The organism is Solidesulfovibrio sp., from assembly GCF_029978005.1.
Classification (GTDB): domain Bacteria; phylum Desulfobacterota; class Desulfovibrionia; order Desulfovibrionales; family Desulfovibrionaceae; genus Solidesulfovibrio.
The window spans coordinates 16,459-37,485 of sequence record NZ_JARKOZ010000180.1; the positions used below are offsets into that span (position 1 = coordinate 16,459).

The window sequence follows — 21,027 nt, forward strand, 5'->3', positions numbered from 1 at the left end:
TCCTCCTTTTGACACATCCCGGGCTTTGTGCTTATCTGTGGCGCTCTTTTTCACGTATTCCCCATGCGCTTTGGAGGCGTTTCTTCATGACCGACACCAATTCGTCGCAGTCCCCCCGGACCGCTCCGGCCGACATCGCTTCAATCCTGCAGATGCCCCTGCGTCACTGGAAGCAGACCCTGGCCGGCGTGCTGGTCGTGGTGGCCGTGGCCGGCGGCTACGCCCTGTACGGCGTGTACCAGAAAAGCCAGGTGACCAAGGCCGAGAACGAACTGGGCACGATCCTTCTGACCAAGGCCGGGGCCGAACGTCTGGCCGCCCTGGAGACCCTGGCCAAGACCGCTCCCGGGGCCGCCCGCGACGGCGTCTGGCTGGCCGCCGCCCAGACCGCCCTGGAGCTGAACGATTTCGCCAAGGCCGCCGCCGCCTGGGACGCCGTCTCCAAGACCGCCCCGGCCGGCATGAAGACCGTGGCCGGCATCGGCTACGCCGCCGCCCTGTCCAAGGCCGGCCAGGACGCCAAGGCCGTGGAGGTGCTCGAGGCGCTGTCCGTTTCCGCGCCCAAGGCCTTCTCCATGACCGTGGACCGCCAACTGGCCGTGGCCGCCGAGGCCGCCGGGCAGTGGCAAAAGGCCCTGGCCGCCTTCGAGCGGATGAAGGCCGCCGGCAACGTGCAAAACGCCGCGTACATCGACGCCCGTATCGTCGACATCAAGAGCAAGGCCGCCAAGGGCAACGGCTGAGGCCGTCGCGTTTCGGCGCTTGGAAAAAAACCGCGCTCCCGGACGGCGACGCCCCCGGGACGCGATGGAATCGCCGCGCCGGCGGCGGGTCGGCTGACGCCCCCGCCGCCGGCGCGGTCGCCCGGACGCCATGGGGCGTCACTATTTTTGTCGGAGGTTCTTCGTGGGCAAGGAGCTATTGACCGCAACGGCCGGGGAAACCCTGCTGCTGCTCGGCAACGAGGCCATCGTCAGGGGGGCGTTGGAAGGCGGCGTCCGCTTCGTGACCTGCTATCCCGGGACGCCGTCCTCGGAAGTGCCGGACACCTTTTTCCGGCTTTCCCAGGGCGCGCCCTACTACTTCGAATATTCCGTCAACGAGAAGGTCGCCCTGGAAGTGGCCGGCGGCGCGACCCTGGCCGGACTTGCCTGCCTCGTGACCATGAAGCACGTCGGCGTCAACGTGGCCGCCGACCCGCTCATGACCCTGGCCTACGTCTCGGCCCCGGGCGGGCTGGTGCTCCTTTCCGCCGACGATCCCGGCTGCCACTCGTCGCAAAACGAGCAGGACAACCGCATCTACGCGCGCCTGGGCGGCCTGCCCTGCTTCGAGCCGGCCACGGCCCAGGAATGCAAGGACATGGCCCGCGACGCATTGCTCCTTTCCCGGGAGCTCGAAACGCCGGTCATGCTGCGCACCACCACCCGCGTCAACCATGTACGCGGCCCGGTGACCGCCGCAGAGCTGCCGAGCGACGTCGCGGAAAAGCCCTTCGTGAAAAATCCCGCCAAGTACGTGCCCCTGCCGGCCTCGGCCCGGCCCATGCACCAGCGCCTGCTCGGCGTGCTCGAAAAGGCCCGGGCCGTGGCCGAGACCTCGCCCCATAACGTCGAGCGCGGCCAGGGCGAGATCGGCTTCGTCAGCTCGGGCGTGGCCCGCAACTACCTGAGCGACGTCCTGGCCGAGGACGGCCTGGAAGGGACCGTGCGGGTGCTCGAACTCGGCATGACCTACCCCCTGCCCGAGGAGCGCATCGCCGCCTTTCTGGCCAAATGCCGCACCGTGGTCGTGGTCGAGGAGCTCGAGCCCGTGCTCGAAAACGACCTGCGCGCCCTGGCCCAAAAGCGCGGCATCGAGGTCGCCATCGTCGGCAAGGGCGAACATCTGCCGCGAAACGGCGAATATGCCACGGCCAACGTCCGGGCGGCGGTCGACGCGGTCCTCGGCCGGCCCGCGCCCGCGGCCGACACCCTGGCCGTGCCCGGCGACCTGCCCCGCCGGCCGCCCAACCTCTGCGCCGGCTGCCCCCACCGGGCCGCCTACTACGCCGTGCGCGAGGTCTTCGGCGACGAGGCCGTCTACTCCTCGGACATCGGCTGCTACACCCTGGGCTTTCTGCCGCCCTTCCGGGCCGCCGACTTCCTCCTGTGCATGGGCTCGTCCATCTCCACGGGCGCGGGCTTCGCCCGGGCCTCGGGCAAGCCGGTGGTGGCGTTCATCGGCGACTCGACCTTCTTTCATTCCGGCATCACCGGGCTCATCGACGCCGTGGCCTACGACCACGACATCCTGGTGGTGATCCTTGACAACCGCACCACGGCCATGACCGGCCACCAGCCCAACCCCGGGGTGGATACCACCATCTTCGGCGAAAATCCCAACCCGGTGGACCTCATGGCCCTGATCCGGGCCTGCGGCATCGAGCCGGTCAAGGTCAACCCCCTCAACCACAAGGCCACCGTGGCGGCGCTTCAGGCCTTCGCCGGCCAGCGCGGCCCCCGCGTCCTCGTGGCCGAGTACCCCTGCCCCATCCACGCCCGGCGCGTGGGCCAGGCCAAGAAGACCCTGCCCGCCCGGGTGGCCGGCGACCCCGAATCCTGCCTGGCCGTGCGGGACAACCTGGCCTGCCCGGCCTTCGCCATGGAGGCCGGCGTCTTCACCATCAACGCCGAACAGTGCGACGGCTGCATGTACTGCGTGCAGCTTTCCGCCGCCATCAAGCCCGGCAAGAAGGAGGCCCGATGAACCGCGCCCGCATCTTCCTCACCGGCGTCGGCGGCCAGGGAACCCTGACCGCCACCACGCTGCTCGCCCGCACCGCCCTGGACGCGGGCCTGCCCGTCACCTCGGGCGAGATCCACGGCATGGCCCAGCGCGGCGGCGTGGTCGAATCGACGCTGCTCGTCGGCGGCTACAAAAGCGCCCGCATCTCGGCCGGCGAGGCCGACGTGCTGCTCGGCTTCGAACTGCTGGAAACCCTTCGCGCCCTGCCGATGCTGCGGCGCGGGGGATTTATCGTCAGCAACGCCGAGGCCGTCCAGCCCGTGGGCGTGTGCCTGGGCCGGGAATGCTACCCGCCGCTCGAGGCCGTTTTGGACACGGCCCGGGGCTTCGCCGCCGGCATCGTCATGGTGCCGGCCATCAGCCTGGCCGAACAGGCCGGCACGGCCAAGGCCGCCAACATCGTGCTCCTCGGCGCGGCCGCGGCCAGCGGTGCGCTGCCCTTCGACGTGGCGGCGCTCGTGCGCTCGGTGGAGAAATACCTCAAGCCCAAGATCGTGCCGCTCAACCTCAAGGCCCTGGAGCTGGGCGCCCAGGCGGCCGCAACAGGACAGGCGGCGTGATCGATCCGCTTACGACCTTCGACAGCGCGGGCCCGGCCTTTTACGGGGCGCTTTCGCGCATCGCAGCGACCACCGGGCCGGGCCGCGCCGTGCGCCGCGGCCTGGAGGAGTCCCTGGCCATCCTGGTCGAGACCCTGGGCTACCGTCGGGCCAGCCTGGAGATCCATGACCTGCCCCAGGCCGGGGCGCGCATCCTGCTCTCTCACGGCAAGGAGCAGGGCCTGGACCACCTCTACGGGCCCGCCCCCCTGTCCACGGGCCAAGTCATCGGCTCCAGGCGCTCCCTGGTGCTCCAGGACGTCAAGGACCACCCCGACTTCCTCGGCCGGCCGCCCCAGGAACTGGCCACCCTGTCCTATATCTGCGTGCCCGTGACCATCCCCGAGCCCGACGGCCAGGTGGAGGGCTTCGCGCCCGTGGCCGGATCGGGCGTGGTCGGGGCGCTCAGCGTCGATCTGCCCAAGGCCCCCATGGTCTTTCTGGAGGCCCACCGGGAATTCCTGGTCGTGGCCGGGGCCATGATCGGCAACGCGGCCCTGCGCCTGCGGGACGAACTGGCCCGTTCGCGCCGCCGTCCCGCGCCCCAACTCGCCGCCGAGACGCCGGTTTCGCCCGAAGCCGAGGCTTTGGCCGAATCCCTGGCCCCGCCGCCGGTGGCCGTGTCCAAGAGCATGCGCCTGCTCCTGCGCCAGATCGCCCAGGCGGCCGACGCCGGCGCGCCGGTGCTCCTGCGCGGCGAGGAAGGCACGGGCAAGGAAGCCCTGGCCCGCTTTCTCCACGCCCAGGGCAATCGCCGCCACCGCCCTTTCCTGCGCCTGGGCTGCGGCGAGATGCCGGAAGAGGCTGCCCTGGAGGCGCTTTGCGGCGTGCAGAAGGGCGAACGCGCCAAGGCCACCCGCTCCCGCCGGGGCATCTTCGAGCTGGCCCAGGGCGGCGTGGTCTTCCTGGACGACATCGACGAGCTGCCCCTGGCCGCCCAGGAACAGGTGCTGCGCGTCATCCAGGAAGGAGCCATGCAGCGGGCCGGCGGCGACACGCCGGTTTCCGTGGACGCCCGGGTCGTGGCCGCCAGCCGCGCCTCCCTGGAGGACGCCCTGGCCAGGGGCGACTTCCTGGAAGACCTCTACTACGCCCTGGGCGTTTTTTCGCTCTTCGTGCCGCCCCTTCGCGACCGCACCGGCGACATCCTGCCCCTGGCCGAGCGCTTTCTCGACGACTTCTCGAAACGTACCGGCAAGACCGTGCGCCGCATCTCCACGCCGGCCATCGACCTGCTCAATCAGTACCATTGGCCGGGAAACGTCAGAGAACTCTTGAGCTGCATGGAGCGGGCGGCCCTGGTGTGCGACGAGGCCGTGGTGCGCACCTACCACCTGCCGCCGACCCTGCAGACCGGCGAATCCTCGGGCACGGAACCCTCGCTTTCCTTTGGCGACGCCGTGGCCACCTTCGAGCAGGAACTGTTGGTCGAGGCCCTGAAAAAGGCCCGAGGCAACATGTACCAGGCGGCGCGCAACCTGCGTGAGAGCTACCGGGTGGTCAACTACAAGGTCAAGAAGTACGGCATCGATCCCAAGCGCTTCACGCCCGGCCGCCGCGGCTGATTTCGCGAGAAAACGGTTTACCCGACAAAGCCAACCGCGTACGATTCAACGTCAATTCATTCCCTACGGAGGGTTCATGGCCAGCCTCGCCAGCCACGAGTACTATCGCGACGACATGAGGAAGATGCCGCCGCTGCGCTCCATCGCCCAGACGCTCTGCCTGGACAGGCGGGTGCGCAAGGTCACGGCCGCCGAGGCTTACGCCCTGGCCAAAAGCCAGTACGACGTCATGGACACCGACCTGCCGATCTACCCGCCGGCGGCGGCCCGCCTGGGCCTGCCCGAGGGCGCGACGGTCATCAACAACTGCCACGGCCGCATCGTCGGCCGCACGGCCAAGGCCCGGCGCTTCTACAACCGCATGGAGGCCGTGGAGCGCCGCAAGGTCGAGTCCGACCTGCGCGAGGCCGTCTACGAGATGCAGCGCCACCCCCTGATCAAGGCCGAGGCGATCCTCGGACTCGACCCGGACCTCATGATCAAGGCGACCATCGTGGCCACCGAGGACGACGCGGTCAACGTCTTCAACTGGCTGGCCAACTTCACGCCCTACGAGGAACTGGCCGCAGTCTACGCCAAGAGCCCCCGCCTGCCCATTCCCGACATCCTCGTCGTCGGCTTCAACCATTGGAAGACGACGGACCCCTACTACCACAACGAAGGCGGCTCCCAGCTGGCCCTGGTGGACGAGGAGGCCAACGTCATCTTCAACCTGGGCATGCGCTATTTCGGCGAACGCAAGAAGGGCACCCTCACCCTGGCCTGGACCTCGGGCATGCGCCTTGGCATGGCCGCCTGCCACGGCGGCATCAAGGAGATCGACTTCTCCGGCTGCCAGGACCCGTCCGCGCGCGAAAAGGGCAAGCGCTCCATCGCCTTTTTCGGCCTGTCCGGCACGGGCAAGTCGTCGCACACCAACTCCCACGACAACGGCGGCACCCTGCCGGCCGGCTTTTCCAAGGTGGTGCTCCACGACGACGCCTTCCAGATCGACTGCGAGGGCAAGGTCTGCCGGGTGTGGGAGCCAACGCTCTTCGACAAGACCGACTCCCGCCCCCTGGGACATCCGGACTGGCGCTACATGATTTCCACCATGAACCTGGCCCTGACCGAGGACGGCGGCAAGGTGCTGCCGCTGGGGCAGGACGTGCGCAACCCCAACGGCCGGGCGCTCATCGACCGCGACCTGCTCGGGGCCTACGTCAACCGCTGCGCCTTCCCGGACATCATGGTCTGGCTCATGAAGGACACCTGCCTGCCGCCGGTGGTGCGCTTCGCGGACAAGGCCCTCGGCGTGGCCATGGGCGCGTCGCTCATGACCCGGCGCAACCTGGCCGAGAACGTGAGCGAGGAAGAGCTCAAAAAACTCGTGTTCGAACCCTTCGCCAACCCCTTCCGGGTCTACGAGCTGTGGAAGGACGTGGAGGCGTTTTTGCACGTGTTCAAGGCCGGCGCGGTGGGCTACGCCTTCAACTCCGTGGGCTTCTGGAAGAGTTCCGACCGCGACCTGCGCAAGATTCCCCTGGCCACTTCTCTCACCCTGCAAACGGCCCTGCTCCTGGACAAGCTCGAGTGGGAGGACTGGGACATGCTGCCCGGCGCGCAGCTGCCCAAGCGCGAGAGCGTGGACAGGCTCCTTCCCGGCTACACCGACGCCTACGGCCCGGCCAAGGTGGAAAACCCCGAGCGCTACGCCGAGACCCTCAAGGACCGCTTCCACCAGCGCCGCGTGTACCTGCAGAATTCCGACCTGCACAACCGGCCGGAACTCCTCATGACCCTGGTCAACGCGCTCATGGCCAGAGCGTAGGCAGCGCAAGGCAGGCGAAACGCCCATGACCCAGGCCGCCCCTTCACGCCCTTCCCGCCGTCGCCGGACGGGAAATCCCGCGTCCGGGGGCGGCCGCCAACGCGTCGGAGGCGGGCCGGCATGAGCCTTCGCGCCATCCTGGGGGCCATCGGCCTGGCCGTGTCCCTGCCCTTCCTGATCTATCTGGTCTACTTGAGCCAGGCCAAAACCACGAGCCCGGACCAGATCATCTTCCTGGCCTTCGCCTTCTCCATCACCTTTCCGACGCTGATCCTGCTGTCCCTGGTCCTTTTCCGAAGCCTGGTCATCCTGGCCGTTTCCTTGCCGGTCTACGCCGTATGCGTCATCGCCGGCTACGCCAGGACGTTCATGGCCTTCCAGATCCTGTGCAATGGCAAACTAACGGAATCATTCAGGGATTGCCTGTACTTCAGCGTTTCGCTCTTCACCAACACGGGCTGCGCCGACTGCACGCCCACGCCGCAGCTGCGCCTGCTGGCCGCCTCGGAGGCCTTTTTCGGCTACCTGGCCCTGGGCGTGTTCTCGGCCTGCCTCATCGTCATCCTGGTGCGGCTGATCACCACCAACAAACTGCGCCCCTGACCGACCCCAAGCCGCCCGGCACGCGCCCGGTCTGTCCGGGCTCGCCGATTTTCCCGCGACGACGGGCGGTCAGCTTTCCTCAATCTCCCGGAACACCAGTTTGCGCGAAAGCGTCCGGCGCACGTGGCAGGCCCTGGCGGCGCGCAGGAGCTTCCGGCGATGCTCGGACGTCAGATCTTCCCCGATGAAGGTCAGGGAACACACGAAAGCCGTCGTCTCGGGATCGCTCCTATCCAGGGAGACGGTCGCCACTACCTCCTCCAGGGGAATTTTGTGGTTGTCGGCGTACATGCGCACCATCATGGCCGTGCACGACCCGAGCGCCGCCTCCAGCAGCTCGTGGGGCCGAAACCCCAGCCCCGACCCGCCCTTGTCGCTCGTGGCGTCGCAGACGGCCTCGAACACCCCGTTGGAAAAGGACACCTGATACGGCGTATCCAGACTGCGACAATGCATCATTGGCACCGCTCCTTCCGCGCTGACATGCATGATGGGAGGCCGCCCACGATATTCCTCGATACGGATTCCCTCAAGCCCGGACGCCCCCAGGCGGACCGCAAAAGCGAAACGCCCCCGGCGGCAGGGCCGCGCGGGGGCGTCGGATGGCATGGAGGTCGCCCGGTTACGGTTCGACCTTGAAGACGTAGGCCGCCTCGGGGCGCAGATATTTCTGGGCCAGGGCGCGCAGATTCTCGCTCGTAAGCCCCTGAGCCGCCTCGACCACTTGGCGTTCGTGCTCCAGCGGCAGCCCCAGGGACAGGGACTTGGCCGCCTCGCCTGAACGGGAGCCGAGGCTTTGGCGCTCGCGGTAGTAGTCGCCGGTCATGGCGTTTTTGGCCCGCAGCATGAGTTCGTCCGGCAGGGGCTTTTGCCCCAGCTCCCCGGCGATGCGCTTGAAGCCTTCCAGGGCGGCGGCGTCCTTGTCGGGCGAGGTGCCGATGTAGAAGGCGATGAATCCCGTGGTGTCGGCCTGCCACAGAAAGGAGGTCACGGAATAGCCCAGGCTCTCGCCGTCGCGCAGGCGGGTGAAGAGCAGGCCGCTCTGGCCGGCCAGGACCTCGTTGAGAAGCTCCAGGCCCGGGGATTCGGACGAGGCCAGCCCCGGCGCCGGGAAGACCATGAGCAGGTGGCTCTGGTTGCGCCCGGGCAGCTTCACCGAGGCCTCGCGCCCCTGCCCCCACTTGGGCGTGGGGAAGCTGAACGGCTTGGCCTGGCCGGCGGCCTTGGCCAGCTTTTCGGCCAGGGCTCGCACGGCTCCGGCGTCGAAATCGCCGCTGACGGCCATGACGAAGGGCATGGCCCGCTGGGCGGCCCAGAAGGCGGCCACCTCCTTGGTCGTGAACGCCCGCACCGTGCCGGGTTCGCCCAGGCGCGTGTAGGCGTAGGCCGTGTCCGTGAAAAGGAACGGGAAGAGCTTGCGGAAGGCCAGGGCCATGGGCTGGTCTTCCTTGTCCTTGATGGACGCGAGCTGGTCGGCGATCTCCCTGTCCACCTCGGTCTTGAGAAAGGCCGGGGAAAGCAGCACGTCGCCCATGAGGCCGTAGAGGTCCTTCTGGAAGCGGCTGGGGAACTTCGCGCCCACCGTGAAGGAATCCCGGCCCGAGGAGGCGGAAAGCGTGGCCGCCCGGTCGGAGAGATAATCCTCCAGGGCGTTGGCCGAGAGCTTGGCCGTGCCCGTGGTCAGGCTGTTGGCGGCCAGCTCGGCCAGGCCCTGTCTGTCCTTGGCCAGCAAGGCGTCACCGCCGTTGTAGACCAGGGACACGGACACGTAGGGCAAGGTGGCGTCGGGCAGGAGCACGAGGCGGTGGCCGCCGCCGAGATCGACCACCTCGGGCGAGGTCGGCTTCTCGGCCCCTTGTCCGGCGGCGACGGCGGCCGCCTTGGGCGCGGGCCAGGCCTTGGCCGCGATTTCGGTCAGTCCCTTGGCCGTGACGGCGTTCTCGGCGTCCTTGGGGGCCAGCACGGCGGTCAGCATGCGCTCGGGACGCAAATAGGCCTCGATGACCGCGGCAAGGGCCTTCTGGTCGACGAGGCGCACGGCCCGCAGGTAGTTGGCCTCGCCGTCGGGGTCGTAGCCGTGGAAGTGAAAGAAGCCTGCCTTCATGGCCAGCCCGGGCAGGGTCTCCTTGGCCTGGTAGAGGCCGTCCTCGATGTTGAGGCGCACGCGCTCGATCTCGCGGTCGGTGAAGGTCGTGCCCTTGAGCCGCGAAAGCTCGGCGAGAAGTCCCTGCCAGAAGGCGGCCACGTTGGCGGCGTCCAGGGTGGCGCTGACGAGGAAGAGCCCCGAGCGCTCCAGGGTCAGCGACGAACAGGACACGTCATCCACGAGCTTTTTTTCGTACTTGAAGGTGCGGTACAGCCGGCTGGTCTCGTCGCCGGCCAGCAGCTGGGCCAGGACCTCGAGCCCGGCCTCGTCCGCGGCCCGCAGCCCCGGCGTGGCGAAGGCGATCTGCAAACGAACCTTGTTCCAGGGGCCGTACTCCACCTTGACCTGCGGCTCGACCACGCCCGGCAGCGGCAGGGCGTAGGGCGCAGGGGGCGACAGGGGCCGGTCGTTCACCATGGCCCCGAAAAGGGCCTTGGCCTCGGCCACCACGTCCTCGGCCCGCACCTTGCCCACGACCACGAGCATCATGGCCCGGGGCTGGTAGCGCTCGCGCACGTACTGGCGCAGGTCCTCGGCGGAAAAGCCGGACACGGTCTCGGGAAAGCCGATCACGGGCCAGCCGTAGGCCTGGCCGGGCCAGGCCATGGCCTGGGTCGTCTGGAAGAGGCGGTTGTCGGGGTTGTCCCTGCCCCGGGCCAGCTCGGAGAGCACCACCTGGCGCTCGCTGTCGAGCTCGGCCGGGTCGAACTTGGCCCCGAAGATCATGTCTTTCATGACGTCGAGGCCGAGCTTCCATCGGTCGGCGGGCAGGTCCACCCGGTAGACGGTGCTGTCGAAGCTGGTGGAGGCGTTGAGCTCGCCGCCGGCGCTTTCGACGTCGGACGCCACCTGGCCGGCCGCCCGCTTCTCGGTGGACTTGAACACCATGTGCTCGAGCAGGTGGCTCAGTCCCGCCTGCTTGGCCGTCTCGTATCCGGAGCCGGCGTGCACGAAGAGCCGCTCGGAAACCAGGGGAAAGCGGTTGTCCTCGATGACCATGACGGTCATCCCGTTGGGAAGGCTCACGATCTTCGGGGGGTCGGCGGCAGAGGCCGAAACGCCGGACAGGGCGGCGACAAGGGCCGCCAGGGCGAAAACGAAACGCCAACGCATGCATGCTCCTTTGGGTTTGGCGTGTTCCCGGGCGGCGGCCCGTCCGGGAACGAACTTGCAAGAGCTACGACCGAAAGGAAGGGATGGGTACTTAATTTTGATTCATCGTCGCAGGAAAGACCCGGCCGTCCTCGAAGGCCACGGCGGTCTTGGTCAGGCCGTAACGGCCGCGCACGAGCGCGGGACAGACCGTCTCGGCCAGGCGCAGGGGGCTCAAGTAGGTCTCGGCGAAGGTGCAGGTGAAGCGCACGACGGTCGGGGAAAGGACGGCCACGTCCGTGACAAGGACCTTGGCGTCCAGGGTGCGCGGCCCCTTTTTCGATTCCCAGGTCACGGGGAAGGAGGAAGCGGGGACGAAGGCGCGCCAGCCCTCCAGGCAGCGGGCGGCCAGGGCCTCGGGCAGGGACAGCTCGAAGGTCTCCAGGATGGGCTGGGCGACGCGTCGGCCCTCGGCCAGGGCGTCCACGCCGACCACGGCCATGCCCTCGGGCAGGTTGGGGTTGAGCCGCGCGGCGAAGTCCTCGGGCGAGACCGCCTCGCGCAAAAAGATCGCCGTCCACTCGGCCAGGCTCCCCACGCCCACGGGCAGGGCCCGGCCGAAGGAGATCTGGGGCAGCGGATGGTAGCCGGCGGAAAAGCTGGGCTTGAGCCCCGCCCGGCGCAGGGCTCGCTCGAAAACCCGGGCCAGCTCGAGCTGGCTCAGGTACACGGCGCTGCCGGTCTTGGCGTACCACAGGCGCACATGGGCGGCCTTTCGCGTCAGGTCCTCGCGCGGCGGGGCCGGCGGCGCGACCACGGCGTCGTGCTCCCGGGCCTCCCGGTTGAGCCTCGGCCGGATGTCCCCGGTTCCGGCCTTGTCCAGGGCGGATTTGCGGCCTTCGTAGGAGCACACGCCGCAGCCCGAGCAGTCGCCGTAGCGGCAGTCGGCCGTGACGGCCCCGCGCAGGGCCTTGTCGCGCTCGCGGCGCAGATAGCCTGGGGTGACGCCGCAGGAGAGGTGGTCCCAGGGCAAGGGCGCATCGACGTCGCGCCCGGCCAGCCATTTTTCGGGCTCCATACCCGCCTCGGCGAAGACGCGCAGCCACGGGGCCAGGTCGAAGCGGTCCACCCAGGAGCAGAAAAGCGCTCCCTCACGCCAGGCGGCCTCGACCACGGGCGCAAGCTCCCGGCCGGCCCGGGAGAACACGCCTTCGAGAAAACTCATCTCCGGTTCGTGCCAGCGCAGAGTCAGCCGCCGGTCCGAAGAGAAAAGGTCGCGCAGCCGCCCCACCCGCTCGCGGATGGCCTCGAGGCCGATCTGCGGCTCCCACTGGAAGGGGGTGTGGGGCTTGGGCACGAAGGGCGAGATGGCGGCCGTGACCTGCAGCCGCTTGGTTCCGGGCGGGGCCGCGGCCAGGACCTTTTTGGCCAGCTCGTAGATGCCCTCCACGTCGGCCTCGGTCTCCGTGGGCAGGCCGATCATGAAGTAGAGCTTCACCTGCTGCCAGCCGTGGGCGAAGAGTCGCCGGGCGTGGTCGAGGATGTCCTCCTCGGTGATGCCCTTGTTGATGACGTCGCGCAGGCGCTGGGTGGCGGCCTCGGGGGCCATGGTCGCGCCGGTGCGGCGGATGCCGGCCATCATGGACAGGATGGAGTCGGACAAGGTGCCGGCCCGAAGCGACGGCAGGGACACGGCCACCTGCTCCCGGCGGCAGCGGTCGATGCTGCGGGAAAAAAGGCTCTCCAGGGCCGAGAAGTCGCCCGTGGACAGGGACAGGAAGGACAGCTCCTCCCAGCCCGTGCGGGAGAGCCCCTCGGCCACCAGGACCTCCAGGCCGTCCAGGCCGCGCTCGCGCACGGGCCGGTAGATCATGCCGGCATGGCAGAAGCGGCAGCCGCGCGTGCAGCCCCGGGCGATCTCCACGGCCAGGCGATCGTGCACGGACTGGGCGAAGGGAACGACCTGGCAGGTGGGAAAGGGCGCGGCGTCGAGGTCGGCGATGACGGCCTTCTCCACCCGCTCGTAGCCGGGCACGAAGGGGCGCGGCGCGCCGTCCGGGCCGGGCTCGAAAAATTCCGGCACGTAGACGCCCTGAATGGCGGTCAGCCGCAAAAGCAGGTCCCGACGGGAGAGGCCTTCCCCACGCGCCGCGTCCAGGGCCAGCAAGATAGCGGGCAGGGCTTCCTCGCCGTCGCCGATGACCATGACGTCGAAAAAGGGGGCCACGGGCTCGGCGTTGAAGGCGCAGCCGCCGCCGGCGATGACGAGCGGCCCCCCCTCCCCCCGGTCGGCGGCCCGGAAGGGGATGCCGGCCAGGTCGAGCATGTGCAGCACGTTGGTGTAGCAGAGCTCGTGGGTGAGGTGGAAGGCCACCACGTCGCAGGCGGCCAGCGGCGTGTCGGACTCCAGCGTGCAAAGGGACGCGCCCCGCTCGCGCAGCATGGCGGCCGCCTCGTCCGAAGGCGTGAACACCCGCTCGGCGGCGAGACCCGCCACACGATTGACGGCCTCGTAGAGGATGCGCCCGCCGACGTAGGACATGCCGACCTCGTACATGTCGGGAAAGGCCAGGGCGACCCGCACCCGGACATCGGCCGGGTCCTTGGCCGTGCGGCCCCATTCCGCGCCCAGGTACTGGGTGGGCTTTTGCAGGTCGGCGACGAATTCACGCATGAAGCCTCCAGCCGCCGGATGGGCCGGGGCGCGGGGTTGGACGGTAGCGACGGGTCCGCCTCCCCCGGGGATCCGGGGGAGGCGGCGACGAAAGACTATTTCTTGAGCAGATTGGAGATGTTGCCCTTGCCGGCCAGATTGGACAGGGTCTTGAGGTCGCCGGAGGTGGAAAGGGTCAGGTTGCTCGTGGCTTCGAGGTAGCGGGTCTTGAGCTCCTCGGGAAACTTCTTGAACTGGTAGAGCACGTGGGAAAGGTCGATCTCGCCGCCCACTTCGGTCTCGAAGGGATACCCAAAGGGCAGAAGCAGCATCTGCACGCCCTGCTGGGAGGGGATGGTCTGGAGCAGGGCGACGTCGACGAGCTTGCCGGCGGCGTCGTCCCACTTTCCCAGCACGGTCTCGCCGTTTATCAGCTTCACGAGGCGGATGTCATAGGCCATGAAGGATTCTCCTTGATGATTGCGTGGCGTTGGGCCGGCCTTGAGCTAGATACCGGCCAGGCCCTTGTCAAGGGCGCTACTCGTTGTAATCGAAGACGTTGAAGCCGTGCTTCATGCACAGGGAATCGCGCTCGGCCTCGCTCAAGTCGGCGCGCACCATCTCCGCGACCATCTGTTCGAGCGTGATGCGCGGCCGCCAGCCGAGCTTCTCCCGGGCCTTGGTCGGATCGCCGAGGAGCGTTTCCACCTCGGTGGGACGGAAATAACGCGGATCGACGGCCACCAGGCACTTGCCGGTGTCGACGTCGATGCCCTTCTCCTGCTCGCCCTCGCCCTGGAAGCGCAGCTTGATGCCAAGTTCGTCGGCGGTCATGCGCACGAAGTCGCGCACGGAATACTGCTTGCCCGTGGCGATGACGAAGTCGTCGGGCGCGTCCTGCTGGAGCATGAGCCACTGCATCTCCACGTAGTCCCTGGCGTGGCCCCAGTCCCGAAGGGCGGAAAGGTTGCCGAGGTAGAGGCAGTCCTGCAGGCCCAGCTTGATGCGGGCCATGGCCCGGGTGATCTTGCGGGTGACGAAGGTTTCGCCGCGAAGGGGCGACTCGTGGTTGAACAGGATGCCGTTGCAGGCGTACATGCCGTAGGCTTCGCGGTAGTTGACCGTGATCCAGTAGGCGTAGAGCTTGGCCACGGCATAGGGGCTGCGCGGGTAGAACGGCGTCGTCTCGGTCTGGGGTGTTTCCTGCACCTTGCCGAAAAGTTCCGAGGTCGAGGCCTGGTAGAAGCGCGTGTGCTTCGCGAGGCCCAGGATGCGGATGGCCTCGAGGATACGCAGCGTGCCCAGGGCGTCCACGTCGGCGGTGTACTCCGGCGACTCGAAGGAGACCTTGACGTGGCTCTGGGCGGCCAGGTTGTAGACCTCGTCGGGACGGACTTCCTGCACGATGCGGATCAGGTTGGTGGAGTCCGAAAGGTCGCCGTAGTGCAGAACGAGCTTGCGGTCGGTCTCATGGGGATCGCGGTAGAGATGGTCGATGCGCTGGGTGTTGAAAAGCGAGGCCCGCCGTTTGATGCCGTGGACCTCATAGCCCTTTTGAAGCAGCAGTTCGGCCAGGTAGGCTCCGTCCTGACCGGTGATGCCGGTGATGAGGGCGACTTTGCTCTTCATGAAACGATATTCTCCCTTGGAGGTTGGCGCATCTCATGCTCGACCATGGCCCGGGCCACGTCGGCGGGATGCATGACGGCCTTCCAGCCCAGGCGGTCGTCCGCCCTGGCCGGATTGGCCCGGCTGACGGCGATGTCGGCCGGACGGAAAAGACTTTTGTCCACATCCACGTGGTCGCTCCAGTCGAGGCCGGCGGCGGCGAAGGCCTGGGCCGTGAATTCGGCCAGGGTGATGGTCGCGCCCGTGGCGATGACCAAATCCTCGGGCGCGTCCTGTTGGAGCATGGCCCACATGGCTTCGACGTATTCCGGAGCCCAGCCCCAGTCGCGGGCAACTTCGATGTTGCCCAGGCGCAGGCGCTCGCCCGACCCGGCCGCGATGCGGGCGGCGGCGGTGACGATCTTGCGGGTCACGAAACGGGCCGGCCGCAGCGGCGACTCGTGGTTGAAAAGGATGCCCGAGCAGGCGTAGAGCGCGTAGGCTTCGCGGTAGTTGGCCACCTCGAAGTGGGCGGCGGCCTTGGCCACGGCGTAGGGGCTGCGCGGGGCGAAAGGCGTCCGTTCGGTCGCCGGCGCGCCGCCGGTGTCGCCGAAGCAGTCGCTGGAGGAGGCGTTGTAGAGCCGCACCGGCGCGCCGAGGAAGCGCACGGCCTCCAGAAGGTTGAGGGTGCCGACGCCGATGGACATGAACGTCTCCACGGGCTGCTCGAAGGAAAGCCCCACCGAGGACTGGCCGGCCAGGTGGTAGATCTCGTCGGGCGCGACCTTGGTCAGCACGGTGAGCACGCTACGGAAATCGGTCAGGGTCACGGAATGGAGCGTGAGGCGGTCCCTGATGCCGAGCGTGTCGAGATTGCGCAACGAAACCATCTGGGCGTCGCGCGAGGTGCCGGCGACCCGGTAGCCCTTCTCCAGGAGCAGCCTGGCCAGATAGGCGCCGTCCTGACCGGAGATGCCGAAAATCAGCGCTGTCTTCATGCTCGGGGATATCCTGAAGGCGTGTTGGAACGGAGAAGGCTAATTTTTTCCCCGCCCGCCGTCAACAGCCGGGCCTTGCGAACCGGCCGGCCCGCTCCGGCCTTCCCCGGCGGCCTGGCGGCAGGAAGCGCAGACGCCGTCGATGCGCACCTCGACGCCGAGCACGTCCATGTCCAGGGAGCGGCCAACGGCAACCACGTCCAGGAGGTCGCTTCCGGCCGGCAGGCATTCCATGCGGCCGCAGCGCAGACAGTAGGCGTGGCCGTGGGCCCGGCCGGACAGGCGCGGCCCCAGGCAGTAGCGGAAGGCCCGGTCGCCACTGCTGTGGCGGTTGGCCAGGCCCTGGCGCACGAAGAGGTCGAGGATGCGGTAGAGCGTGACCTTGTTGACGGGCATGGCTTCGCGCACCCGGGCCAGGATGTCGGCGGCGGGCATGGCCCGGTCGCCGCCGGCCAGCACGCGGGCCACGGCCAGGCGCACGGGCGTGGGCTCCGCCCCGGCCTCGGCCAGCAAGCGGGCCATGTCTTCCTCGGCCAAAACCATGGTTTTTCCCTTACCCCCGATGCCCACGGGCGTGAAGTCCCGGCAGGAGGGACAGGAAGTAGGTCGCGGCGGCCACGGCAATGATGGCCGCGCCCGAGGTCAGGTCGCAGCCGTAGGCCAGGGCCAGACCGGCCAGGCAGAAGAACATGTTGAGCGCCGTGGCCAGGACCATGGCCCGGCCCAGGGAGGAAGCCCGCCGCAAGGCCAGGCTCGGGGCCACGGACAGCAGCGCGATGACCAGGATCAGCCCGGCCACGCGGATGAGCAGCACCACCGTGACCGCGGCCAGGGCCGTGAGCAGGTAATGCATAAGCCCCACCGGCGCGCCGCGCACGGCAGCGAACTCCCTATCGAAGGCCATGGCCACGAACCCGTTGTAATGGCGCAGGGTCACGGCGCAAAGCACGATCGCCAGGCCGGCCAGGGCGTAGAGGTCGGCCACGGGCACGGTGATGATGCTGCCGAAGAGGTAGCTCATGAGGTCGGGCTTGTAGCCCGGGGTCACGTCCAGGAGGATGATGCCGAAGGCCATGCCCGCGGCCCAGAGCACGCCGATGACCGTGTCCGTGTCTTCCACGTGACGCCGGGTCAGGGCGGCCATGCACAGGGCGGCGGCCACGGTGAAGGCGACGGTCACGGGCAGCACGGGGAGGAGCAGGAAATAGGCAAGCCCCACGCCGCCGTAGGCGGCATGGGCCGCGCCGCCGGCCAAAAAGACCATGCGGTTGGCCACGACCAGGGTGCCCATGACCCCGCAGCACAGGGCGGCCAGCAGCGCGGCCAGCAGGGCGTGCTGCATGAACGGCAGCGTGACGAGGTCGGTGATCATCGCGGCTCCAAAGGGGAGAGGGAAGCCAGGTCCGGCGGCATGCGGCGCAGGAACGCGTCCATGGGGCAGGAATGGCTGTGGACGCCGTAGAGCAGGTCCACCATCTCCTTGGTCAGCCGGGGTTCGGCGGCGTGGATCACCCGGCCGTTGACGCAGGCCACGGCCGTGACGCCGGCGGCCAGGATGCTCATGTCGTGGCTGACCACAAGGGAGGTCACGCCCTGGCCGATGCGCGAGAGCACCTCGTAGAGGCAGAACTTGCCTTGGGGGTCGATGTTGGCCGTGGGCTCGTCGAGGATGAGGAGCTCCGGGTCCGAGACCAGGGCCCGGGCGATGAGCGTGCGCTGCTGCTGCCCGCCCGAGAGGTCGCAGAAACGCCTGTCCTTCAGGGCCAGCATTTCCACCTGATCAAGAGCCGCCTCGGCCCGGGCCAGATCGGCGCGGGAATGGCGAAAGCCCCGCCGGCCCGGCGAAAGCAGGCCCATCAGCGTGACTTCGAGGACACGGATGGGCAGGTCCTTGCGGGCGGCCGCGCCTTCCATGCGCTGGGGCACGTAGCCGATGCGCCGGCTGTTGCGGCCCGGCTCCTCGCCGAAGACCGTGATGGTCCCGGAGCTCGGGCGCAGGATGCCGAGGATGAGCTTGAGCAGTGTGGTCTTGCCGCCGCCGTTTGGCCCGAGCACGGCCAGGCGTTCCCCAGGAGCGACGGCCAGGCCGATCCCCGAAAGGACCGCCTGGCCGTTGTAGGAAAACGTCAGGTCGCGGATGTCGACGACCGGTCGCGTCACTTTGGCTCCGTCTGTCCGGCCATGCCCTGTCGCAGGGCCTTGGCCGCGTTTTCGAGGTTGGCCGCCCAGTCGTCGGACAGGGGGTCCAGGGCCGCCACCTGCCCGCCTATGGCCTGGGCGATGGTCTGGGCCTGGCGGGCGCTCATCTGCGGCTGCACGAAAATCACCTTGACGCCGTCCTTTTTCGCCTCGCGCACCAGAGCTGCCAGGGCCTTGGGGCCGGGTTCGCGGCCGAGCTGCTCAATGGGCTCCTGGGTCAGGCCGAAGTCACGGGCGAAATACCCCCAGGACGGATGAAACACCATGAATTTGTGCTCGCCCGGGGGCAGATCGGCGAACCGCTGTTGTATGTCGGCGGCCAGGGCATCGCAAGAGGCGGCGAACTTCTCGTATCCGGCGGCGTAGTCCGCCGCGCCCTCGGGATCGGCCTTGGCCAGTGCGTCGCGCATGGAAGCGGCCAGCGTTTTGGCCAGCTTGGGCGACAACCAGACATGGGGATCGGGCTCGCCGGCCTCGTGATGATGCCCCTCTTCCTTGCCCTTCCCCTTGTCCTGGCCGTGGTCGTCATCGTCGTCCTCGTGGGCGACCATGGGGATCTTCTCGATGCCGGCGTCGGTGCGCACGACGGCCATCTTGGGATTGGCCGCCTGGAAGCGCGGCAGCCAGGCGTTCTCGAAATCCATGCCGATGCCGAAGTAAACGGCCGCCTTGCCGAGCTCCGCCAGTTGCCTGGGCTTGGGCTCGTAGGTGTGGGCATCGGCCCCGGGCGGCACCATGACCAGCGCCTCCACCCGGTCCCCGGCGATCTGTTTGAGGAAATAGGCCTGGGGCGCGATGCTGACCGCAACCAGCATCTTGGCCGCGGCCGGCGTGCTCCAGGTGAAAACGATTCCCGCCATCAACGCAAGCAGTTTCTTCATGGCCTCTCCTTGACGCGTCCAGGCGCGCCAAGGGAGATGATGCAACAGAGTTGCATGACAATGTCAAGCCCCTTCCGCCCAGGCTTGTCGCCCTGCCGGGTTGCCTTTCTAGCCGCTGGCTTCGGGCCACGGCGACTCCCCGCCGCGCCGGGCAACGTCCAGTTCAAGAACCGGATCGTTTCGAGGCGGGCAATGCTTCCCGCTTTTGTCATCCTCTCCTGCCGCCTCGGGACGTCCGCCGGCCCGGACTTTTTGCTTGACGCTCTTGCGGTACGTTGGGAACATCCGCCTAGGCTGCTCATGGCCACGAGCGCTGGCCGTGTGGAACGCCCGAAGCGTGCCTCCCGCCCCGGTCGCACAGGCGTGGCCGGGCTGGCCAACGTGTCCCGGTCCTAGGCCAGGAGCTTGGGGCTGTCCGCGTTTTTACTTCTCTTGCCCGCAACGCCCTGCATTTCGCGCCCTGCCTCGCCCAACACAGGCCCCGCCTCGGTGACGGGACCGCCACAGGAGCCTGACGCCATGATTCCCATGCCGCGCGGGGCGTCCCCTGGCCCGAATACCGGCCAGGCAGCCCGTCTGCCTCGAACCTGAGTTCCCTGCCCTGCGTCGGGTGCGGCTGGTGCTGCCTGTCGGACCCGTGCGTGGAGTCGCACATCCTCTACGGTTATCAAAAACGCTGCCCGGACCTGTATTGGGACGAGACGGCCGGCCACTACCGTTGCCGCCTGGCCGAGGACCCGGCCAAGGGCGAACGCATGCGGGCGCTGCTCGGCATCGGGCACGGCTGTTGCGCGCCCCTCAATGGTTGGCGGGGCGACGTGCGGCGGCGGGATTAGCGCAGAACGACGCGAAAGAATCCCCCCTTTTGCAAGCGTCGGCAGCGCCCGACCCGACGGCAACCACGCTGCCGCGGGCAGGCCCGAGTCGCCGGCCCAGGCGATGACTTCCGTTGCATTCCATTTAAATTCCTTGTTTTTCCTGTCCATCCGGGACGGTCTTTCCTCTTCGGCTCCCCCGCTCTTCCCTCGCGCTCCATGCGTCCCTGAAGTGAACGTTGTAACCGCATCCGCGTGTCGCCGACTGTCAAAACACGAAGACATCCATATTAACATGCCGAGAAGGTTTCGATATTGTCAGAAAGCGTATTCATACTCTGTTCAGACAAAACTGAACTCTCTGCAATGGCCACGGCCATTTCTTTCCAGTATGACGTCCTGCTGGCGCACGGCCTCGACGAGGCTGTCGCATTGCTGGGAGGAAATGAAAAGATTCGCCTTGCATATATCGAAACAAGTTCCGATATTCAGACGTCCATCCAGCAGATATATCGGTTCGGCCGACTCGGCATGGAAGTCGTCGCCCTGGTCAGGCCGCCTTGCCCGCAGCCCGTCCTTGACGCCTACGACAGGGGGAGGCTTCAGGATATTCTGGAATTCCCCATCGACTTGATCAAATTCTATTTCATGACCCAGGATATCATGTCGCGCTTTGCCCGGCACGAAAAGGGCAAGTCGTCCTCGGCTTCCATACTAACGCAGGAAGAAGTCATCTTCATTTTGAATACGTACAGAACGCATGGATTCACGGCCAAGGCCGCGAACAGTTGAGGCCATCCGGGCTCGATGCAAAAATGCCGCCCTCGCGGACGGCATTTCGAAACAAAACCCGTGGCCCCGCCTCGTGGTAGGAGGCGGGAGAACATCGTTTCCCCGGCCCGGGTACTTTCCTCGTGACGGTTCTTGCAATGCCCTCATACGGGCCTTGTGTCGTCTTCCTCCTGCCCTTGCCCACCGCTCAGGCGAGAAGCGCCTCATAACACGCGAGCACGATTCCCGCCGTCTTCTCCCAGGAGAAAAGCCCCGCCCGCGCCAAGGACCTGCGCCGCAGGCCGTCGCGAAGGGCGACGTCGCCCGCGACCGCCGTCATGGCCCGGGCCAGGCCGCCGACGTCCAGGGGATCGACCAGCACGGCCGCGTCGCCGGCCACCTCGGGCAGCGACGTGGCGTCGGAACAGACCACCGCCGCGCCCAGGCTCATGGCCTCCAGCACCGGCAGGCCGAAGCCCTCGAAAAGCGACGGATAGAGA

General features: G+C 67.9%; 19 protein-coding genes. 8 read left to right on the plus strand and 11 right to left on the minus strand.

All coding sequences use genetic code 11. The features are described from left to right. Window positions 1-86: 86 nt before the first annotated feature. From Q1K70_RS19220 to Q1K70_RS19245, 6 genes are all read left to right on the plus strand, one after another. A complete protein-coding gene (locus Q1K70_RS19220; RefSeq protein WP_300163303.1) occupies window positions 87-743 on the plus strand; it encodes a hypothetical protein in 657 nt (218 codons plus the stop codon). Window positions 744-906: 163 nt separating this feature from the next. Then, window positions 907-2,748 (plus strand): indolepyruvate ferredoxin oxidoreductase subunit alpha, encoded by a 1,842-nt coding sequence (iorA, locus tag Q1K70_RS19225; RefSeq protein WP_300163306.1) that lies wholly within the window; start codon window positions 907-909, stop codon window positions 2,746-2,748. After that, window positions 2,745-3,347, plus strand: a complete 603-nt coding sequence (locus Q1K70_RS19230; RefSeq protein WP_300163309.1) for an indolepyruvate oxidoreductase subunit beta — start codon at window positions 2,745-2,747, stop codon at window positions 3,345-3,347. Before iorA ends, Q1K70_RS19230 begins: the two co-directional genes overlap by 4 nt. After that, a complete protein-coding gene (locus Q1K70_RS19235; RefSeq protein WP_300163311.1) occupies window positions 3,344-4,951 on the plus strand; it encodes a sigma 54-interacting transcriptional regulator in 1,608 nt (535 codons plus the stop codon). The genes Q1K70_RS19230 and Q1K70_RS19235 overlap by 4 nt, the downstream gene beginning before the upstream one ends. Window positions 4,952-5,027: 76 nt before the next feature. Continuing rightward, window positions 5,028-6,761, plus strand: a complete 1,734-nt coding sequence (locus tag Q1K70_RS19240; protein WP_300163314.1) for a phosphoenolpyruvate carboxykinase (ATP) — start codon at window positions 5,028-5,030, stop codon at window positions 6,759-6,761. A gap of 120 nt (window positions 6,762-6,881) precedes the next feature. After that, window positions 6,882-7,364 carry an ion channel gene (locus Q1K70_RS19245; RefSeq protein ID WP_300163318.1) on the plus strand — a complete coding sequence of 161 codons (483 nt, stop codon included), beginning with the start codon at window positions 6,882-6,884 and terminating at the stop codon, window positions 7,362-7,364. A gap of 69 nt (window positions 7,365-7,433) precedes the next feature. On the opposite strand, the gene Q1K70_RS19250 is transcribed toward Q1K70_RS19245, so the two are convergent. The 10 genes from Q1K70_RS19250 to Q1K70_RS19295 form a co-directional block, all read right to left on the minus strand. After that, entirely contained in the window at window positions 7,434-7,823 is a 390-nt protein-coding gene (locus Q1K70_RS19250) for an OsmC family protein (protein ID WP_300163321.1), read from the minus strand. A 163-nt stretch (window positions 7,824-7,986) separates the two neighbouring features. Further along, window positions 7,987-10,623, minus strand: coding sequence for a pitrilysin family protein (locus tag Q1K70_RS19255; protein WP_300163323.1), 2,637 nt, complete (start codon window positions 10,621-10,623; stop codon window positions 7,987-7,989). A gap of 91 nt (window positions 10,624-10,714) precedes the next feature. Next, window positions 10,715-13,276, minus strand: coding sequence for a TIGR03960 family B12-binding radical SAM protein (locus tag Q1K70_RS19260; RefSeq protein WP_300163326.1), 2,562 nt, complete (start codon window positions 13,274-13,276; stop codon window positions 10,715-10,717). Between the two features lie 95 nt (window positions 13,277-13,371). Continuing rightward, window positions 13,372-13,716 (minus strand): hypothetical protein, encoded by a 345-nt coding sequence (locus tag Q1K70_RS19265; protein WP_300163329.1) that lies wholly within the window; start codon window positions 13,714-13,716, stop codon window positions 13,372-13,374. 76 nt (window positions 13,717-13,792) lie between these two features. Next, window positions 13,793-14,884, minus strand: a complete 1,092-nt coding sequence (gmd, locus tag Q1K70_RS19270) for a GDP-mannose 4,6-dehydratase (protein ID WP_300163333.1) — start codon at window positions 14,882-14,884, stop codon at window positions 13,793-13,795. After that, the gene (locus Q1K70_RS19275; RefSeq protein WP_300163335.1) at window positions 14,881-15,861 is read right to left on the minus strand and encodes a GDP-mannose 4,6-dehydratase; all 981 of its coding nucleotides are present in this window, start codon (window positions 15,859-15,861) and stop codon (window positions 14,881-14,883) included. The genes gmd and Q1K70_RS19275 overlap by 4 nt, the downstream gene beginning before the upstream one ends. 39 nt (window positions 15,862-15,900) lie before the next feature. Next, window positions 15,901-16,404 (minus strand): Fur family transcriptional regulator, encoded by a 504-nt coding sequence (locus tag Q1K70_RS19280; protein WP_300163338.1) that lies wholly within the window; start codon window positions 16,402-16,404, stop codon window positions 15,901-15,903. 10 nt (window positions 16,405-16,414) lie between these two features. After that, window positions 16,415-17,233, minus strand: a complete 819-nt coding sequence (locus tag Q1K70_RS19285) for a metal ABC transporter permease (protein WP_300163340.1) — start codon at window positions 17,231-17,233, stop codon at window positions 16,415-16,417. Further along, on the minus strand, window positions 17,230-18,021 hold the full coding sequence (locus Q1K70_RS19290; RefSeq protein ID WP_300163343.1) for an ABC transporter ATP-binding protein: 792 nt from the start codon (window positions 18,019-18,021) through the stop codon (window positions 17,230-17,232). Before Q1K70_RS19290 ends, Q1K70_RS19285 begins: the two co-directional genes overlap by 4 nt. After that, entirely contained in the window at window positions 18,018-18,941 is a 924-nt protein-coding gene (locus tag Q1K70_RS19295; protein WP_300163346.1) for a zinc ABC transporter substrate-binding protein, read from the minus strand. The genes Q1K70_RS19290 and Q1K70_RS19295 overlap by 4 nt, the downstream gene beginning before the upstream one ends. A 641-nt stretch (window positions 18,942-19,582) precedes the next feature. Between Q1K70_RS19295 and Q1K70_RS19300 the strand changes: the two genes are divergently transcribed. Both Q1K70_RS19300 and Q1K70_RS19305 read left to right on the plus strand, forming a co-directional pair. Then, window positions 19,583-19,777 (plus strand): hypothetical protein, encoded by a 195-nt coding sequence (locus Q1K70_RS19300; protein WP_366521742.1) that lies wholly within the window; start codon window positions 19,583-19,585, stop codon window positions 19,775-19,777. A gap of 345 nt (window positions 19,778-20,122) precedes the next feature. Continuing rightward, window positions 20,123-20,548 carry a hypothetical protein gene (locus Q1K70_RS19305; RefSeq protein ID WP_300163349.1) on the plus strand — a complete coding sequence of 142 codons (426 nt, stop codon included), beginning with the start codon at window positions 20,123-20,125 and terminating at the stop codon, window positions 20,546-20,548. 187 nt (window positions 20,549-20,735) lie between these two features. Here Q1K70_RS19305 and Q1K70_RS19310 read toward each other — a convergent pair. Next, the coding region (locus Q1K70_RS19310; RefSeq protein WP_300163352.1) for a glycosyltransferase at window positions 20,736-21,027 on the minus strand (292 nt) is incomplete at its 5' end.

Excerpts from the sequence above, each read along its gene's own strand:
- Q1K70_RS19220 (WP_300163303.1), top strand. The coding sequence starts at position 87 with ATGACCGACACCAATTCGTCGCAGTCCCCCCGGACCGCTCCGGCCGAC.
- Q1K70_RS19230 (WP_300163309.1), top strand. The coding sequence starts at position 2,745 with ATGAACCGCGCCCGCATCTTCCTCACCGGCGTCGGCGGCCAGGGAACC.
- Q1K70_RS19240 (WP_300163314.1), top strand. The coding sequence starts at position 5,028 with ATGGCCAGCCTCGCCAGCCACGAGTACTATCGCGACGACATGAGGAAG.
- Q1K70_RS19245 (WP_300163318.1), top strand. The coding sequence starts at position 6,882 with ATGAGCCTTCGCGCCATCCTGGGGGCCATCGGCCTGGCCGTGTCCCTG.
- Q1K70_RS19250 (WP_300163321.1), bottom strand. The coding sequence starts at position 7,823 with ATGATGCATTGTCGCAGTCTGGATACGCCGTATCAGGTGTCCTTTTCC.
- Q1K70_RS19255 (WP_300163323.1), bottom strand. The coding sequence starts at position 10,623 with ATGCGTTGGCGTTTCGTTTTCGCCCTGGCGGCCCTTGTCGCCGCCCTG.
- Q1K70_RS19260 (WP_300163326.1), bottom strand. The coding sequence starts at position 13,276 with ATGCGTGAATTCGTCGCCGACCTGCAAAAGCCCACCCAGTACCTGGGC.
- Q1K70_RS19265 (WP_300163329.1), bottom strand. The coding sequence starts at position 13,716 with ATGGCCTATGACATCCGCCTCGTGAAGCTGATAAACGGCGAGACCGTG.
- gmd (WP_300163333.1), bottom strand. The coding sequence starts at position 14,884 with ATGAAGAGCAAAGTCGCCCTCATCACCGGCATCACCGGTCAGGACGGA.
- Q1K70_RS19275 (WP_300163335.1), bottom strand. The coding sequence starts at position 15,861 with ATGAAGACAGCGCTGATTTTCGGCATCTCCGGTCAGGACGGCGCCTAT.
- Q1K70_RS19280 (WP_300163338.1), bottom strand. The coding sequence starts at position 16,404 with ATGGTTTTGGCCGAGGAAGACATGGCCCGCTTGCTGGCCGAGGCCGGG.
- Q1K70_RS19285 (WP_300163340.1), bottom strand. The coding sequence starts at position 17,233 with ATGATCACCGACCTCGTCACGCTGCCGTTCATGCAGCACGCCCTGCTG.
- Q1K70_RS19295 (WP_300163346.1), bottom strand. The coding sequence starts at position 18,941 with ATGAAGAAACTGCTTGCGTTGATGGCGGGAATCGTTTTCACCTGGAGC.
- Q1K70_RS19305 (WP_300163349.1), top strand. The coding sequence starts at position 20,123 with ATGGCCACGGCCATTTCTTTCCAGTATGACGTCCTGCTGGCGCACGGC.